11 protein-coding genes are annotated in these 15719 nt (G+C 70.7%); 5 read left to right on the top strand and 6 right to left on the bottom strand.

Annotated features, from left to right (window positions below; translation table 11 throughout):
* Positions 1 to 307 precede the first annotated feature (307 nt).
* Entirely contained in the window at positions 308 to 1462 is a 1155-nt protein-coding gene (locus AN218_RS29385; RefSeq protein ID WP_070020121.1) for a hypothetical protein, read from the bottom strand.
* 463 nt (positions 1463 to 1925) lie between these two features.
* Here AN218_RS29385 and AN218_RS29380 point away from each other — a divergent pair, with 463 nt between their 5' ends.
* Positions 1926 to 2987, top strand: coding sequence for a hypothetical protein (locus AN218_RS29380; protein WP_141747741.1), 1062 nt, complete (start codon positions 1926 to 1928; stop codon positions 2985 to 2987).
* Positions 2988 to 3693: 706 nt separating this feature from the next.
* Here AN218_RS29380 and AN218_RS29375 read toward each other — a convergent pair.
* Positions 3694 to 4203: a hypothetical protein gene (locus AN218_RS29375; RefSeq protein ID WP_070020119.1), complete on the bottom strand. Its 510-nt coding sequence runs from the start codon at positions 4201 to 4203 to the stop codon at positions 3694 to 3696.
* A 44-nt stretch (positions 4204 to 4247) separates the two neighbouring features.
* On the opposite strand from AN218_RS29375, the gene AN218_RS29370 reads away from it, so the two are divergent.
* Both AN218_RS29370 and AN218_RS29365 read left to right on the top strand, forming a co-directional pair.
* The gene (locus AN218_RS29370; RefSeq protein WP_141747740.1) at positions 4248 to 4451 is read left to right on the top strand and encodes an aromatic-ring hydroxylase C-terminal domain-containing protein; all 204 of its coding nucleotides are present in this window, start codon (positions 4248 to 4250) and stop codon (positions 4449 to 4451) included.
* A 64-nt stretch (positions 4452 to 4515) separates the two neighbouring features.
* Positions 4516 to 4731, top strand: coding sequence for a hypothetical protein (locus tag AN218_RS29365; RefSeq protein WP_070020117.1), 216 nt, complete (start codon positions 4516 to 4518; stop codon positions 4729 to 4731).
* A 134-nt stretch (positions 4732 to 4865) separates the two neighbouring features.
* Here AN218_RS29365 and AN218_RS29360 read toward each other — a convergent pair whose 3' ends face one another.
* A complete protein-coding gene (locus AN218_RS29360) occupies positions 4866 to 5537 on the bottom strand; it encodes an SDR family oxidoreductase (protein ID WP_070020116.1) in 672 nt (223 codons plus the stop codon).
* A 94-nt stretch (positions 5538 to 5631) separates the two neighbouring features.
* Between AN218_RS29360 and AN218_RS29355 the strand changes: the two genes are divergently transcribed.
* Positions 5632 to 6570 carry an AraC family transcriptional regulator gene (locus AN218_RS29355; protein WP_070020115.1) on the top strand — a complete coding sequence of 313 codons (939 nt, stop codon included), beginning with the start codon at positions 5632 to 5634 and terminating at the stop codon, positions 6568 to 6570.
* A gap of 232 nt (positions 6571 to 6802) precedes the next feature.
* On the top strand, positions 6803 to 7534 hold the full coding sequence (locus AN218_RS29350; protein ID WP_070020114.1) for a 4'-phosphopantetheinyl transferase family protein: 732 nt from the start codon (positions 6803 to 6805) through the stop codon (positions 7532 to 7534).
* 126 nt (positions 7535 to 7660) lie between these two features.
* On the opposite strand, the gene AN218_RS29345 is transcribed toward AN218_RS29350, so the two are convergent.
* The 3 genes from AN218_RS29345 to AN218_RS29335 all read right to left on the bottom strand — a co-directional run.
* Positions 7661 to 8902, bottom strand: coding sequence for a cytochrome P450 (locus AN218_RS29345; RefSeq protein WP_171908837.1), 1242 nt, complete (start codon positions 8900 to 8902; stop codon positions 7661 to 7663).
* A gap of 208 nt (positions 8903 to 9110) precedes the next feature.
* On the bottom strand, positions 9111 to 11435 hold the full coding sequence (fabD, locus tag AN218_RS29340; RefSeq protein WP_070020113.1) for an ACP S-malonyltransferase: 2325 nt from the start codon (positions 11433 to 11435) through the stop codon (positions 9111 to 9113).
* 1 nt (position 11436) lies between these two features.
* A partial coding sequence (locus AN218_RS29335; RefSeq protein WP_141747739.1) for an SDR family NAD(P)-dependent oxidoreductase occupies positions 11437 to 15719 on the bottom strand: 4283 nt, incomplete at its 5' end.

Genomic DNA, 15719 nt, shown 5'->3' with positions numbered 1-15719 from the left:
AGTGGGACGCGGAAACGGGGAAGTAGCTGTTGCAGGCAGAGCTGCGCTGGATCAGGCGATCCAGGGGAGCCCTTCGTCGAGGGCGGAGTCCTATACGTCGCGGCCACGAGCGTTCGATTCGTGCACTGCTGCTCCCCCGACCGGTCTCAACCCTTACCTGATGTCGCATGTCCGCCGCGCCGACCTGCGGGCCGGCTGGTGAGATACTCGGCATCGCCGTCCCAGCATCACGCCCCGCCTCCCGGTCGAGCTCCGCGAATTCGCGAGGGGTTCAGAGGGCCGGTACGCCTGGGCGGGCGAAGCGACGTCAGGTGGCCGACTGTCCGTCCGGATCGTCGCGCAGTTCGTCGGCAGCGTACGGATGGACGTACCGGCCCTCGTTGAACGGCTTGAACCAACTCTCTAGGCCCATGGGCGCGACACCGAGATACTCACCCACCGGACTCTCCTCGATGCCGTCCTTCGAGTCGTCGTACAGCCACTCGTGGTCCATGTCCTCGTAGATCAGGTCGGAGAAGCACACCAACGCCTCCGCGACCCCCGGATCAAGCAGCCCGAACGTCTCCAACGTGACCTCGGTCGTGGTCAGCAGCAGCCTCAAGGTCAGCTCCTCCGCGACGCAGCTCAGCTGCTCGAAGCTGCCCTCGGTGAAACGTGTGGTGAGGGCGACGGCCGTCACCAAAAACCTGCGGGCGAAACGAGCGTCGTACTTTAGCGCATAGCGCGGAGGCAAGTCCTCAAGCAGCCACAGGGGCTCCTCGCACTCAGCGACATTGGTCTTCCGCTGGGCCAAGGTGAAAGCGTCCTGGAAAAGCTCATCCAGAAGGACATCCGAGGCCCAGACCAGCGCCCCGGCGGCCAGTTCCGCATCCTCGGGCGACACCGCAGAATAGGAGGGTTCCGGGTCGTAGTCTTCGTCTTCCTCGTCGACTGCGCCGAACATCCCTGGTCCGAAAGCCCGCAACTGGGCAGCCATGGCGCGCATCCTGGTCTCCGCTGCCTTCGACTCGGCAGCTATGCGGGCAGGGTCGGCGGGGGTTCCGGCAGCCGACTCAGCCAGCTGGGCACGCCGGGCAGCGATATCGACCGGGGGTGCCGCCGGACCATCAGCTGCCTCAAGGCTCTCCTTCGCCAACTCCGGGTGCAGTTCGACCTCGCACCGCTCCACTGTCCAATCGGCAAGAGGCTCCGAACGTTCGAGGACCTCCTCCACCAGCGAACGGACCGCTTGCTCGGCGAACTCCAGCGCCGACGCATCCACGAACACCTTCAGCAGGGCCCCACCGGGATAGACACCCACGAACGTGTCGTCGACTTCCACCTCGACCCCGTCCGGCCCTTCGAGCGACTCGATCGCGCTGAGACCTTCTTCCAACAGAGCCCCGGCACCGGCCCGTTGCAACTCATCCATCTGGGGAGCACCGCTCGGGATGCTCGTGTCCACTGTCACCGCGTACGTCACGCACCAAGCCTTCCAGCACGAGCCACCCAATGCGGCAGCAGGGCCAATCAGCCTCGGAGCACAGGGCAGGCACACGCGTACCAGCGGTGGCGGTGCCTGCCCCCATGCGTGAGCGCTCATGGTGGGGCTCAACGGGACGCGCGTACCTCCTCTGTGGAGGCGCTCTGACCTTCCACGACAAACTCTACGAGCGCGTCCGCTGCTCGGCCTCGGGGCTTGTCAGTGGCCAGCCTTAGGCTCGTCGCTGACCATGATGACCTCACGGAGAACTGCTGTGGCTGCCATGCGCGCTTGCTCGAAATGTGGCCGGAACGAGAGTGCCAACCGGATGGGCAAGCCCGGCCCCTGCCGCGAGTGCATTGATGAGCAGTTCCGACGCGTCGGCGTCCGGCCGTGCGAGCCTCACCAATCCCCGACAGCCCTGCGCGAGTACCGATGCCTGGCGTGCGGGCGGACAGGATCGGTGGCATACAACCAGATTCGCAATCAAAGCTATTCGGCCTGCGAGCCGTGTTCACTCAGAGAGGTCTACGAGGCAGGCCTGCAACACGATCCGGAGCGTTGGGTGACAACAACGCAGGACGCCGTAGCGGTGCTCCGCGAGGCCGGCTACACCATGATGGGCACGGCCGGTGAGACGGTGGGCGGGGAAGCGGCTGCGGCCATGCTCACGGACGTGTGGGACATGGTGGACGTGCGCTGCGCAACCTGTGGCGAGCAGTTTCGGCGAAGCGTCGTTCATGTGCTGGCCAGTTCATGGCGCGGTGGGGACCATTGCCCTCACCTGGACTGGGCGGGTCTCGTCCGCCAGCACACCGAGTATTTCGCCGCTCACGGCCTAGCGAGAAACTTCGACGGCTACGCGAAGCTCACGCAACCAGTCCCGGCCGTCTGCCTGGGCTGTGGAACGGAACGGAAGGTCTCCCTCTCGGCACTGGCCCAGAATGCGTCGCCGTGCCCACGGTGCGCCGAGGCGGTTGACCCCGACCTTCCCCACCTCGTGTACCTCATCCACTTCGCAGAGTTGGAGCTGACCAAGGTTGGGATCACCAACACCGAGGGCCGTCGCCACGACAGGATCAAGGCGCACCTGGCTCGGGGCGGCTCCTTGATCGAAACGGTGATTGTCCCGAACCGTGAGGCAGCTCTTACCGTCGAGCGGCACGTTCTGGATCAGATGTCTGGATACCGGCAGGGGGCCACCGCCCGGCATCTCCCGCAAGGGGGTTGGACCGAAACCTGGCACGACTCCGCCCCAGGTGTTGCCCTGTCCGAAGTCGTCCAGTCGCTGAGCCAGAGCAACGCTCCGGGCTTCGACCGCTTGGAGCGTCTGGAGTCGTTCTTCGCGCACGAGCCGATCACCGTGGAAGAAGCCGCAGGCTTTGTGACCATTGAGGAAGTCGCTGTGGACGACGACGTAGTCCATGTCATTGGGCTTTCAGCCCCCCGCGAGGAGGTGCTCCGCGAGGTGCGGCGCCGACGCATGCACCACCAAACCTCTGACAGGAAGCCTTCTCAGGGCTGAGGAGCGACTCTCTGCTGCCGCCTTCGGCCGGAGGGGAGTTGGACGCGGCCACGCGGCGTGAAAGCCGCGCGTCTCGCACCACTTCGCCGCCACAGGCGGCTCCGAGCCAGCCGCCTCAGCGTGCCGTGCCAGGTCCGTCGTAGGGCCGCATGCCCGCGCGCAGCAGTTATGCCGGGATTGGCCGGTCCTCATCGCCTCTTGCGAGGGGTAGCAAGATCGTGTACTCGGTGGTCGCCCCTGCGTGGGGGCGAATTGTGCGTGAGCGACGCGTGAGCGGACGGTCGAGCACTGACCATCACGAGCCGGATCAGGAGAAATGCTGGATGAAGCTGACCTGCACAGACAGAATCACCCAGCATCAACAGGCACCCGTCAGCATGGATTTGATCCCACTCCTAAAGCGGGTGTCGCAGGTTCGAATCCTGCCGGGGGCACCACACAGAAGGATGACGCGGTGAGGTCTCAGCAGCAGGCTTCATCTCGTCCTCCTTTGTGATCTTGGCCGGCCTTCGAGAGTCCAGTGAGGTGACCGCTGCACCTCGGCTCGTCTGTGCCACTGCATCGGTCGTCTCTTGGAGCGCGTCGAGTTGCCGTTGCAGTCTGTCGCGTTCCGCGCGGAGTTCGGCCCGTCGTTCGTCGATGTCGCGGACCAAGTCCGCGTCGGGCCCGTCGACGCTTTCCAGGTGGCGGAGGAGCCGCTTGCGCACTACAGCAGGAGGCGGGTCACCGTTGCTGCGCCGGCGATCACGGCGGGCAGTCCGAACATCGCCGCCAAGCCTTTCGGGCTCAGTTGCTCCCGGACGTGGAACATGTAGTCGCCCCACCCTTCGGCCTGTTCGGTTCCGCGGATCACGATCCAGGACGGTCGCCACCAGCACACCAGGCCCCAGTCGATGACCACCAGGTCGATCAGGCAGAACGCGAAGAACGTGGCGAACGCCATCCCGAACGCTTGCAAGAGCCCCGACGCGTCGGCGCCGTCGATCCAGGTGTAGGTGGCGACGAACACCGCGCCGAGCAGCGTGACCAGGAAGATCGCGGAGAAGACGGCACCGCGTCGGCGCTCCGCAGCGGTGAACTCGGGCAGCAAAGCCTTCACATCAGCGGGAACTCCGCCGGCGAGGGCTGCGATCCCCCACTTGGCACAGGCGAGCAGCGCTGCTGTGGGGATCAGTAGCAGAGGCAGCGCGATGACGGTGAAGTGGGTCAGCCACATAGGGGGACCTTACCTGCGGGTGCCTCCAGACGATTCAGAGCGCGATGACCCGCTTCTGTCGGCGGGTGGCGGGTGCGCCACGGGCGGAGAGATCACCACGCGCAGCCCTCGACAACCACCAGGCCCCAGCCGCCCGGCGCGAGGTCCGCGCCGCCCTGATCCGCCCCGACGGACACGTCGCCTGGGCCGGCACGGACCAGGACACCACCGCCCTGCCCGCGGCCCTCGGCACATTCGTCGCCGCCTGACGGGCCGCCGGCCCCGGCGACTGCCACCGGCCAAGCTCGATCAAGAGTCCTCTGCCGGCCCGGCATGAGTCTGAGTCTCGTCGGCCGTGTGCGCCAGGAGGGCGAGTGCACGCCGAAGAAGCGCTCGGCCCGTCACAGCGACGGACCGGTCGAGGTCGGCTCCCACGTTCTGCGCGCCGGGCACGTATTGCTGCGACGGGAACGCGTTGTCGACCTGTACGTCGAGCCGGCCAATGCGGTCTTCTGCCTCGCACGACGACGTGCAGGCCGGCCCTGCTGAGCGCGAGCGCGGTCGCTCGACCGATGCCGCTCGTCGGCCCGGTGACAAGCGCCGTGTGCAGTGGCGCACGAGGCACAGTCGTATCAACCCTTCGCGTGAGGGCTGTCGTTGCTCTTACGGCGTCCGGCATCGGTTCACGTGGCGAGAGACGCCTTGGTCTCCTTGGTCTCCTGGTCGGCGAGCACCTCCGGCGCGCCGGCTTCCAGGCCGTCGAGCGCGACGGTCACGACGTCGGCCGGATCGTTCTTGGGGACGTCCCAGGCGGCCATCATGTCGGTGTCGGTCGAACTGAGGTAGAGGCCGGTGACCTGGGTGCCTTGCCGGGCCAGTTCCAGGCGCGCCCCGTTGGTCATGCTCCATGCGGCGGCCTTCGAGGCGGCGTAGGCGTTGGCTCCCGGGTAGGAGAGCCACGACATACGCGAGTTCACGTTGAGGATGCCGCCACCGCCGTTGCGGGCAAGGACCGGCGCGAACGTGCGGATCATCGCAAGCGGGCCGTAGAAGTTCGTGTCGAGTTCCCGCTTGATCGCGGGAAGGTCACCGGTGACGAGGTCGCTTCCCGTGGCGGTGCCGGCGTTGTTGACCAACAGGGTCACGTCGGCGGCGACGGCCGCAGCAGCGGTCACCGAGTCGGGGTCGGTGATGTCGAGTGCCAGCGGAATCGCGCCGGGCACGTCGACTGTCTGTGGGTTCCGGGCGGCGGCGTACACCGTCGCCGCACCCCGCTCCAGCAACTGCTGGACGAAGTGCCGGCCGATGCCGCGGTTGCCGCCGGTGACGAGTGCAACGCTTCCTTCGATGTTCATGGCAGCTACCGTAGGGCGCGCATAATGCGAGTCTCAATGACACATTGACTCAATTCCATATCCATACCGCTCACTTGGGAGGCATGCTGAGAGCATGGATGCTCTGACTGGACTCATCGACGCGCAGGCGGTGCGCGGCGTCCTCGGCGCTCGGATCGCCGCCGGGGACGACTGGGGGTGGTGGTCGGCGCAGGGGCCCGGGGCCGCGTTCCACGCGGTGACCTCGGGCACGGTGTGGATCGCCCCCGAGGGCTCCGATCCGCTGCAACTCCTGGCCGGCGATGTCCTCCTGCTCCCGGGCGGCCACGCACACGCGCTCGCAAGCGGCCCCGAGGCGATCGCCCGCACCTCGCCCGGGCGTTCCGACACCTACACGATCGCCGGCGACGGCACGGTGCAGATGGGACACGGGCCGGTGCACACGCACATCCTCTGCGCGCACTACACGCACGATCCCACGGCCTCCGCGTCCCTTCTGGCGGCGCTGCCCGAGACCGTGCTGCTCCGCAGCCGAGGTGACGGCGGCGGACTCGCCGAGACGGTCCGCCTCGTGGGGCGCGAGCTGACCTCGCCACGGCCGGGGAGCCAGGTCGTCCTCGCCCGCCTCGTCGACGTCCTGCTGGTGCAGGCGCTGCGCGACTGGCTCGAACGCGACGACGACAGCTCGGCGTCCCCGCTGCACGCCCTCCGCGACCCCGTCGTCAGCACGGCGATGGCCTTGATCGACGGGGAGCCCGGCCGCGGCTGGACGACCACGGAACTCGCCCGCGCGACCGACGTCTCGCGCGCGACTCTGGCCCGCCGCTTCCCCGCAGCCCTGGGCGAGACACCCGCCGCCTACCTCACCCGACGACGCCTCGACCTCTCAGCACGACGCCTCCGCGACACCGACGACTCCCTCGAGCAGATCGCCCAGGAGGTCGGCTACACCTCGGTGTACGCCTTCAGTCGCGCCTTCAGCCGCGCACGAGGCATACCGCCCGGCCGGTTCCGCGCCACATCCCGCACTGCCGCGGCTCGCCTGAACGTCTAGCGTCCCGTCACCCAGGAATGCCACCACGACGAGCAACTCGCTTTCTTGGTCAAGCGATCCAGGCGCCAGCCACGGCTCGGTCGCCCATGGTCTGTTACAGGCCGCAGGCTCCCGTGTTCGTGCCGTGTACTGTGCCGCGCGAGTGGCCGTAGCCGTACGGCGTGGCTCAAACGGCCGTGGGAGAAGGCGAGTTGATGGAGCAGGGACGGGGCGTCGCCGGTGGGGGCCGGCGGTGATCGGGCGGATGTTGCCGGGGTGGGTGAGCACCGAGGAGATCTTCGTCAGTGGGCAGGAGGACACGCTGAGTGGGCTCTTTCCCGAGGAGCGGGTCGCCGTGGCCCGGGCGGTGCCCAAGCGGCAGCGGGAGTTCGCGGACGTACGGGCGTGTGCGCGGAGTGCACTGGGGCGGCTGGGTGTGGCGCCCGTGCCGCTGGTGCCGGGGCACCGGGGGGCCCCGCAGTGGCCGGAGGGTGTCGTCGGCAGCATGACGCACTGCGACGGCTACCGGGCGGCGGCCGTCGCGCGCGGCACCGACGCGGTCGGCATCGGCATCGACGCCGAACCCGCAGAGCCGACGCCGGACGGCGTTCTGGGCGTGATCTCCCTGCCCACCGAACGGGAACACCTGCGCGCGCTGGCGGCGGCGCATCCCCAAGTGGCCTGGGACCGCCTGCTGTTCAGCGCGAAGGAGAGCGTCTTCAAGGTCTGGTATCCGCTCACCTCACGCGAACTCGACTTCTCCGAGGCCGAGATCACCATCGACGCGGACGCGGGCACGTTCTCCGCTCGGCTCCTGGTGGAGGGGCCGGTGCTCGGCGGCGAGCGGTTGCGCGGTTTCACCGGCCGCTGGGCGGCACGGCGGGGGCTGCTGGCCACCGCCGTCCTTCTGGGGACGCGTCCGGCGACGGGCGACAGCACCGGGACAGGGGCCGGGACGGCCGCTCATCTACCGCCTGGCGCCTGACGCTTCCGGCCGCGCCGCCTGCCGCTCGCGTCACCTCACCGTTCCCGGTCCCGTACGCGTCCGCCCCGTTCCGCGGGAGAGGCGGAACGGGGCGGGGAGCCTTCGTACGGTCACGGGCGGGGCGGGTTACGCCGGGGTGAGCCACATCGGGATGCGGGCGTAGCCGCGCAGGGCGAGTCCGCTGCGGCGTTCCGGTTCGGGCTCGGCCAGTTCGATCGCGGAGAAGCGGGTGAGCAGCGAGGTGAAGATCTTCCGGATCTCCAGCCGGGCCAGGCCCGCGCCGAGGCAGTAGTGGATGCCGCCGCCGAAGCTCATCGGCGCGGCCTCACCGCGGTCCAGACGCAGCAGTTCGGGGTCGGAGAAGACGCGCGGGTCGCGGTTGGCCGCGCCGATCATCAGGAACAGATACTCGTCCGCGGGGACGGCGGTGCCGTCCGCCAGTTCCACGGGCTCCTTGGTGTAGCCGGCGATGAACTGCACCGGGGAGTCGTAGCGGATCAGCTCCTCGACGGCCGCGGGCATGGCGTCCATGTTGCGGCGCAGCCACTGCGTCTGCTCCGGGTTCTCCAGCAGGGCGAACATGCCGTTGCCCATGGAGTGGGTCGTCGTCTCGAAACCGGCCATGAACAGCAGGATCAGCATGGTGACGAGTTCCTGCTCGGTGAGGCGGTCACCGGCCTCGGTCGCGTTGGCGAGCGTGGAGGTCAGGTCGTCGGCGGGGTTGCGCATGCGCTCGGCGCCCAACTTGCGGAAGTAGGCGATCAGTTCGTCCGCGGCGGCGTCGGCCTTGGGCAACTCGTCGCCGGTGAAGCCGAGTTCGACCATGGAGGACAGGTCGAGCACGACGTCGTGGAAGCGGTGCCAGTCGGACGCGGGCACGCCGAGCATGCGGCCGATCACGGCGACGGAGAGCGGGAAGGCGAAGCCGCTCATCATGTCGACGGGCTCGCCCGCCTCCGCCTTCTTGACGGCCGGTGTGATCAGGTCGTCGATCAGTTCCTGGATGTCCGGCTCCAGCGCGGCGACGCTGCGCGGTGTGAAGGCGCCGTTGACGAGGCGGCGCAGCCGGGTGTGGTCCGGCGGGTCGAGCCGGTGCATCGTGCCGCGCAGCAACGCCTCGGCGGAGTGCTCGGCGGGGTCGGGGCGGCCCGGCTGGATCTGCTCGGGGCCCTTGATGACGCGGGGGTCGCGCAGCGCGGCGCTGCACACGTCGTATCCCGTGGCGACCCAGCCCAGTTGCTCGGAGCGGTGCACCTGGCCCAGCTCCTGGAGGCGCCGGTACAGGGGGTAGGGGTTCTTCTTCCCCTCGGTGGACTGGAAGACGTCCGTGACGATCTCGTCGATGTCGGTGGTGAGGTGGGTGGTCACTGCGTGTCCTCTCATGGCGCCGTGCGGCGCGGTATCCGGTGCGGTGGTGGTGCGTGTGCGGGGGCTGTCATGAACGTGAACCGGCCTGCGCCGACGCGGACTTCACGCCGTGGGCCGTGGTACGTGGGCCGTGGGCCGTGGCCGGGGTACGTGGTCCGGACGGTCCGGTGCGGGTGGTCGGGCTTCCGCCGTCGAGGCCGGTACGGGGTCAGGTGCGGGCGGCCAGGGCGCGTTCCTCCGCGGGGGCGAAGCGGGAGGTACCGCCCCACGACTCGCAGGCCGCCGCGACGTGTTCGGCCGCGCCCTCCATGAGCATCAGCCCGATGGCGTCGGCGTGCCGGGCGCGCCAGGACTCGCAGGCCGTGCCCTTGACCCACTGGTTGAAGGCGCCGAGCGCGGGCCCCGTGTGGATCTGGAAGTTGACCTTGTCGCCGTCCTGCCCGGTCAGTGCCAGCCGTGCCGAGTAGGCGAAGTACCAGCGGAAGACCAGCGCCATCTTCACCTTCGGCTGCCGCTCCGCCTTGTCGGTGACCTCGGGCTGTCCCTTGGCGCGGTAGTGCTCGCGTACCTCCGTCCAGATCTCGTCGAAGGTGCGGTGGAAGTACGACCTTTCCAGCAGGGCACGGGTCTTCGTGGGCAGGTCGTCGAGGCCGTCGTGGTGCTGGTAGAGCGCGTACAGCTTGTTGGCCCGGGTCGGGAAGAAGACGCCCTTGCGCAGCACTTGGACCCGGGCTCCCATCTCGAACATGTCGCCCGCGGGCGCGTAGCCCGTGTCCTGGATGTCGATGGTCTGGAGCATGTCCTTGACGGCGTCGCTGGTGTCCGCCTCGACGGTGCACTGGTTGACGGAGCCCGTCAGGACGTAGTCGGCGCCCAGCATGAAGGCCGCGGCGACGGCCTCCGGGGTGCCGAGGCCGCCGGCGAGCCCCATGCACAGCGGCTCCGCGTAGTCGTGGCTGCGCTGGGCCTGCCGCCGGAGGCCGAGCATCGCGGGCAGCATGACGGTGGCGATGCCCCCGTCGGTGTGGCCGCCGGAGTCCGCCTCGACGGTGATGTCGTGGCTCATGGGGACCTGCCGTACGAGTTCGGCCTGCTCGCCGGTGATCGCGCCCTCCCGGAGCAGGCCGTCGACCACCTTCCCGGGCGGCGGTGCCATGAAGGCGCCGGCCACCTCGGGGCGGGAGACCTTGGCGACGATGCGGTGGGCGCAGCGCGGGGCGCCGTCCGGTCCGCGGTGCATGCCGCGCGCGCGGTAGAGGACGAGGGCCGGGGTCATGCCGATGAAGGCCGCCGCCTCGACGACGGTCACGCCGCGGCGCATCAGCATCTCGGCGACGCGGCGTTCGGCGGCCGGATCGTCGTGGTCGGCAAGGAAGTTGACGCCGAACGGCTCGCCCTCGCGCAGCTCCCGCCGGACCTGGAGGATGCGCTCCTCGACGGCCTCGGGCGTCAGGCCGCCCGTGCCGAGGAAGCCGAGCATCCCGGCGCGGGCGAGGCGCACCACCATGGCCGGGGAGGCGATGCCCCGGTACATGCCGCCCGCTGCATAGGAATGGCGCAGCCCCAGCCGCTCGCGGAAGACCGCGCTGCCGAGCGCGGACCGTGCGGCGGGTGCGGCGGGTTCGGGCCGTACGGGAGCCGCAGGCGCTGCGGGCGCTGCGGGCGCCGGGCCGGAGGCGTCCGCGTCCCTGCGGTGCGCCTCACGGATCTGCCGTACGAGCTTCGCGACCACGCTGCCGCCGAGTTCGGTGAACTCCTCCACGCCGAGGTCGAGCAGATGGCGCACGCTCTCCGTCCACCGCACGGGGCTGGAGATCTGCCGTACGAGCAACTCGGCCGTACCGCCCGGCGGATGGGGCCGCGCGGTGACGTTGGAGATCACCGGCGTCTCCGGGTCGCCGAGCGTGAAGTCCCGTACGTACGCGGCGAACTCCTCCTGCGCGGGCAGCATCAGCGGCGAGTGGAAGGCGCCCGAGACGTTCAGCCGCACACCCCGCACGCCGCGTGCGGACAGATACGCCTCCAGGGCGTCGATCTCGTGCGCGGCGCCGGAGACGACCTGCTGATCGGGCGTGTTGTCGTTGGCGAGGGCGAGGGAGACGAAGCCGCCCTCGCGGAGCAGCTCCGTCAACTCCCCGGCGCCGAGGCCGAGTACGGCCGCCATGCCGCCGCCCTCCGCCTGCGACATGAGGAGACCGCGCCGCTGCACCAGGCGCAGCCCGGTCTCGAAGCCGAAGGCGCCCGCGGCGTGCAGCGCGGTGTACTCCCCCACGCTGTGCCCGGCGAAGTACGCGGCCGAACGCCCCGTCTCCTCCTGCCACTTGAGGTGCGCGAGGGTGCCGACGACGAACAGCGCGGGCTGGGTGTACTCGGTGCTGCGCAGCCGGCGCTCGGGGTCCGCCACGCACAACTCGCGTACGCAGTACCCGAGGACGTCGGACGCCTGCTCGGTGAGCGAGGGAAAGGCGTCGAACAGCTCGCGGCCCATGCCGCGGCGCTGCGCGCCCTGCCCGGGAAAGACGACCGCCTCCATCTCACCGGCCTCCCTGCGCGTGCTGCTCCGGCGCGTACAGCCGGTCGCACAGCCGCAGCACCTTCTTCAGCGCCGCGGGCTCCGTCATCACCTGCGCGTGGGTCTCCGTGTCGACGTCGATGACGAAGAAGTCGTCGACGGCGTCGGCCCATTCGCGCCAGTACGGGGTGCCGTCCACCGCCGGGAGGTCCGGTTCGGGGAAGAGGACCATGTACTCCTCGAAGGGGCCGAAGAACTGCCCGCCCGCGTTGCGCAGGTAGTAGCAGCGCACCTCCTCGCGCCGCGGCAGCGGGTGCACCACGTGCCGCTCGCCGTGCACCGCGTCGAAGTACCGCGCCAACTGCCGTACGCGCGTCCGCAGTTGGGCCGGGGTCTTGTGGATGCCGCGGGCGACGGCGGCCTCCACGAGGTAGTCCAGGAAGGCGTCCGGGTCGAGCGCGGTGTCCACCTCGTCCCGGTGCAGGACGGACGAGGTGCCCTCGCGCGCGTCGAGGCTGTCGTTGCCCAGCATCAGATTGACGGCGCGGAAGGCGCTGACCTTCGCCACCACGTCGGCGTCGTCCTGACGGCCGCCCGTCATCAGGGAGTTGGCCAGGTTGGTCGAGGCGGCGTCGAGGGTGTCCAGCATCACCAGGGTGTCCACCGTGGCGTCCTGGAGCTGGAGTTGGCGTACGACCTCGTAGGCGAACAGACCGCCGAGGGAGAAGCCGCCGACGTCGTACGGGCCCTCCGGCTGGACGGCGCGGATGATGTCCACGTAATAGGCGGCCATGGCCTCCTGGCCGGTGAGGATGTCCTCCGAGCCCGTCCAGCCGCGGGGCTGGATGCCGTAGAAGGGGCGTCCGCAGCGCTCGGCCACCGCCGCGTACGACTCGACTCCGCCGTTGCCGTGGTGGACCCAGAAGACCGGGCGGCCCTCCCGTACGGCGTTCATGGGGATCAGCTCGGGGAACTCCTCGGGTGCCTTGGCGACGGGACGCACCACCGGTACGCCATCCGGCTCCGGGGCGGGGCGCGTTGACGGTTTCCCTTCCGTACCGGACGAGGGTGAGGGTGCGGACGCGGATGCGGGCGCCGGAGGCGTGGCGGCCGGCGGGGCGGCGGCGCGCTCGATCGCGTCGATGAAGTCCGTCAGCGTCTCGCAGCCCGCTATGACGTCGAGCGTGAGCGCCGGGTCGAACTCCTTGCGCGCCGTGCCGAGGAACTGGGTGAGGAAGATCGAGTCGAGTCCGTACTCGCGCAGCGGCACGTCAGGCCGCAGGGACTCCGCGTCGATCTCCAGCAGGTCCGCCAGGACGGCGGTGACCCGACGGGCGACGTCCGCGGAGCCGGAGCGCACCGGCACGCCGCCGCCCGCCCTCGCCGCGTCCGGCAACTCCGGTGCGTCCAGGGGCTTCTGTGCGTCCAGCGGCTTCTGTGCATCCGGCCGGTGCGGGGCCTCGGGCAGCGGGGGCTGCTCCGGCAGCAGCCGGGAGCGCATCCGCTCGTGGTCGCCCTCCAGCACCAGGACGGACGTCAGACCGCACGCCCACGCCCGGTACAGGGCGTCGAGCCCCGTCTCCGCCCGCATCGGGCGCATGCCCACGCCCTGGAGCACGGCCTCGGTGCCCGCGCCGCCGCGCATGCCGCCCTTCTCCCACAGCGGCCAGTTCACCGAGAGGGTCCGCCCGTGGCGCTCGCCGCGCGCGCGGAGCGCTTCGCGGTGCTGGGCGTAGCCGTCGAGGAACGCGTTGGCGGCGGCGTAGTCGGCCTGCCCGGCGTTGCCGAAGGCGGCCATCGACGAGAAGGCGATGAGGAAGTCCAACTCCACGTCCGCCGTGGCCTCGTCGAGATGGCGCAGCCCGGCGACCTTCCCCGCGAAGACCTGCCGCAACTCCTCGGCGCTCTTGCGCGCGAGGAAGCCGTCCCGCAGCACGCCCGCCGCGTGGACGACGCCGTGCAGGGCGCCGTGTGCGGCGACCACCTCCCGGACCGCCGCGCTGACGGCCCCGGCGTCGGAGACGTCCAGTACGCGGTACTCCGCGCGGGCGCCCAGCGCCTCCAACTCCGCGACCAGCTCCCGCTGTTCGGGACCGGCCGCGCCGCGTCCGCAGAGGACCAGCGACGGCCGCCGTACGCGACGGGCCACGTCCTTGGCGAACAGCGCGGCGAGACCGCCCGAGCCGCCGGTGACGAGATAGACCCCGCCGTCGCGCCAGGGGACGCGGGGCGCGGGCGGCGGCGTCTCCCGCCACCGCGAGACCCTGCGCCGTCCGCCGCCGTGCCGTACCGCCACCTCGGCGGGGTCGGCGCCGTCGCCGCGCAGCAGCACCGCCAACTCGTGGGCGGAGCAGTCGTCTTCGGCCTCGATCCACTGGACGAGGAGCTTGGGGTGCTCCTGGCGGGCGGTGCGCACCATGCCGCTCAGACCGCCGAGCCAGGGTGCCGAGGACGGGGTGACGAGCTGGACGAGCCGCCCGCCGGGAACCCCGCCGGGGGCCGGGGCCGGGGCCGGGCTGCGGGCCTCCTCCTGGAGGAGTTCCAGCAGCCGCCGGGCGTACTCGGTGTAGCGGGCGGCGACGTCCCCCTCGGCCTGCCAGGTCTCGCAGTCGCCGCCGAGGGAGCCGGCCAGCTCGGCCGCGTCCACGCCGGGCAGTTCGCACAGCACGACCCGGTGGTCCTCCGGCATGGCCGCCACGGAGGCCGCCTCCGCCTCGCGCCAGGCGGGCTCGATCATCAACACGGGCGGCTCCCCGGGGAGTTGGGGCGCACCGTCCTCGGGGACCGTACGGGTGCTGAACCCCGTGAGGCGTACGCAGACCCGCCCGGAGGTGTCGCACAGGTCGATGTCCAGGGTGCGTACCGTCCCGCCGGGCCGGTCGCCCTCCGCGGCGCGTGCCACGGCCCAGCCCTCGGCGGGGGTGGGGGCGAGGATGCGTACCTCGCGCACGGCGAACGGCAGCGCCGCGACGTCCTTCGTACCGTCCGCACCGGCGGGGCCGCCGTCCACCGCCTGGGCCTGGGCCTGGGCCTGCTCGCCGAGGAGCACGCCGAGGGTGGTCTGGAAGGCGGCGTCCAGCATGCTCGGGTTGAGCGCCCGTTCCCCGGCCGCCGCCTCCGGCAGCACCAGACGGGCCAGCGCCAGGTCCGCGCCGTAGTGCAGCGTCTCGACGGCGCGCAGGGCCGGGCCGTAGGCGAGGCCCAGGTCCGCGAACCGGTCGTAGCAGCCGTCGGCGTCGAGACGGTGGAGGCAGCGGTCGCGCAGGGCGGCGATGTCGTGTGCCGGTACGGGCTCCGCCGGTTCGGCGGTCCCGTCCGGGCGGTCGCTGCCGGCGGTGTCGGGGCCGTCGGCGGTGACGGTGCCGCGTGCGTACACCTCGCGCTCGTCGCCGTCCACGGCGCGCACCTCGTACGTGCCGTCGGCCGGGTCGAGGGCGACGGCGACGGTACGGGGCGCGGTGACCTGGAGCGGACGCAGCCACAGCACGTCGCGCAGCCGCAGCGGGGCGGTGTCGGGGGCACGGTCGGCGTGGGCCCAGGCCGCGCGGACCAGTTCCAGACAGGCGGCACCGGGCAGCGTGGGCACGCCGCCCACACGGTGGTCACGCAGGAAGTACTCGTCGCCGCGCAGCAGTTCGCGGTACTCCGCGTCCCGCGGGGTGCCTTCGTACGGCGTTCCCTCGCGCGCGGTCGACGGCCGCCGTGTGGACCGGCCGCTTGTGCCGTCGGCGATCCAGTAGCGCTGGAGCCGGAAGGGGTAGGCGGGCAGCGGGATACGCCGCGGGGGGTGTTCGCCCCACAGCCGCCGCCAGTCGAACTCGGCGCCCGCGACCCAGAGTTTGAGCAGCCGGTCGAGCTTGCCCTTGGCCATCCAGTTGTCGACCGCGGCGGTGATGTCCTCGTCGTCGGCCAGGTCGTTCCAGATGCCGCGCCGCTCGGCACGCCCGGTCCGTACGCCACGGGGCCGTTCGCCGTCGAGGAACTCCTGGAGCTGGGCGCGCAGTTCGGCCAGTGACTCCGTCACACAGGCCAGTCGTTCCGGCATCGCGACCCGGCCGACCTGGAGGGTGTAGGAGATCCGCGGCAGATCGGCCTCGGTGGCCTCGCCCTTGTCGAGCCAGTCGACGAGCTGCCGTGCGCGGGCGCGCAGCGTCTCGGGCTCACGCGCGGAGAGCAGGACGGCAACAGGGCTGTTGTGGGCGGTGGTTGAGGGATCGGTGTCGGTATCGGTCTGCGTACCGGCCGGGGGCTGGTATTCCTCCAGGACGATATGGGCGTTGGCGCCGCCGAAACCGAAGGAACTCA

The organism is Streptomyces nanshensis (genome assembly GCF_001751255.1).
GTDB classification, from domain to species: domain Bacteria; phylum Actinomycetota; class Actinomycetes; order Streptomycetales; family Streptomycetaceae; genus Streptomyces; species Streptomyces nanshensis_A.
This window is presented reverse-complemented; position numbering and strand designations above follow the sequence as displayed.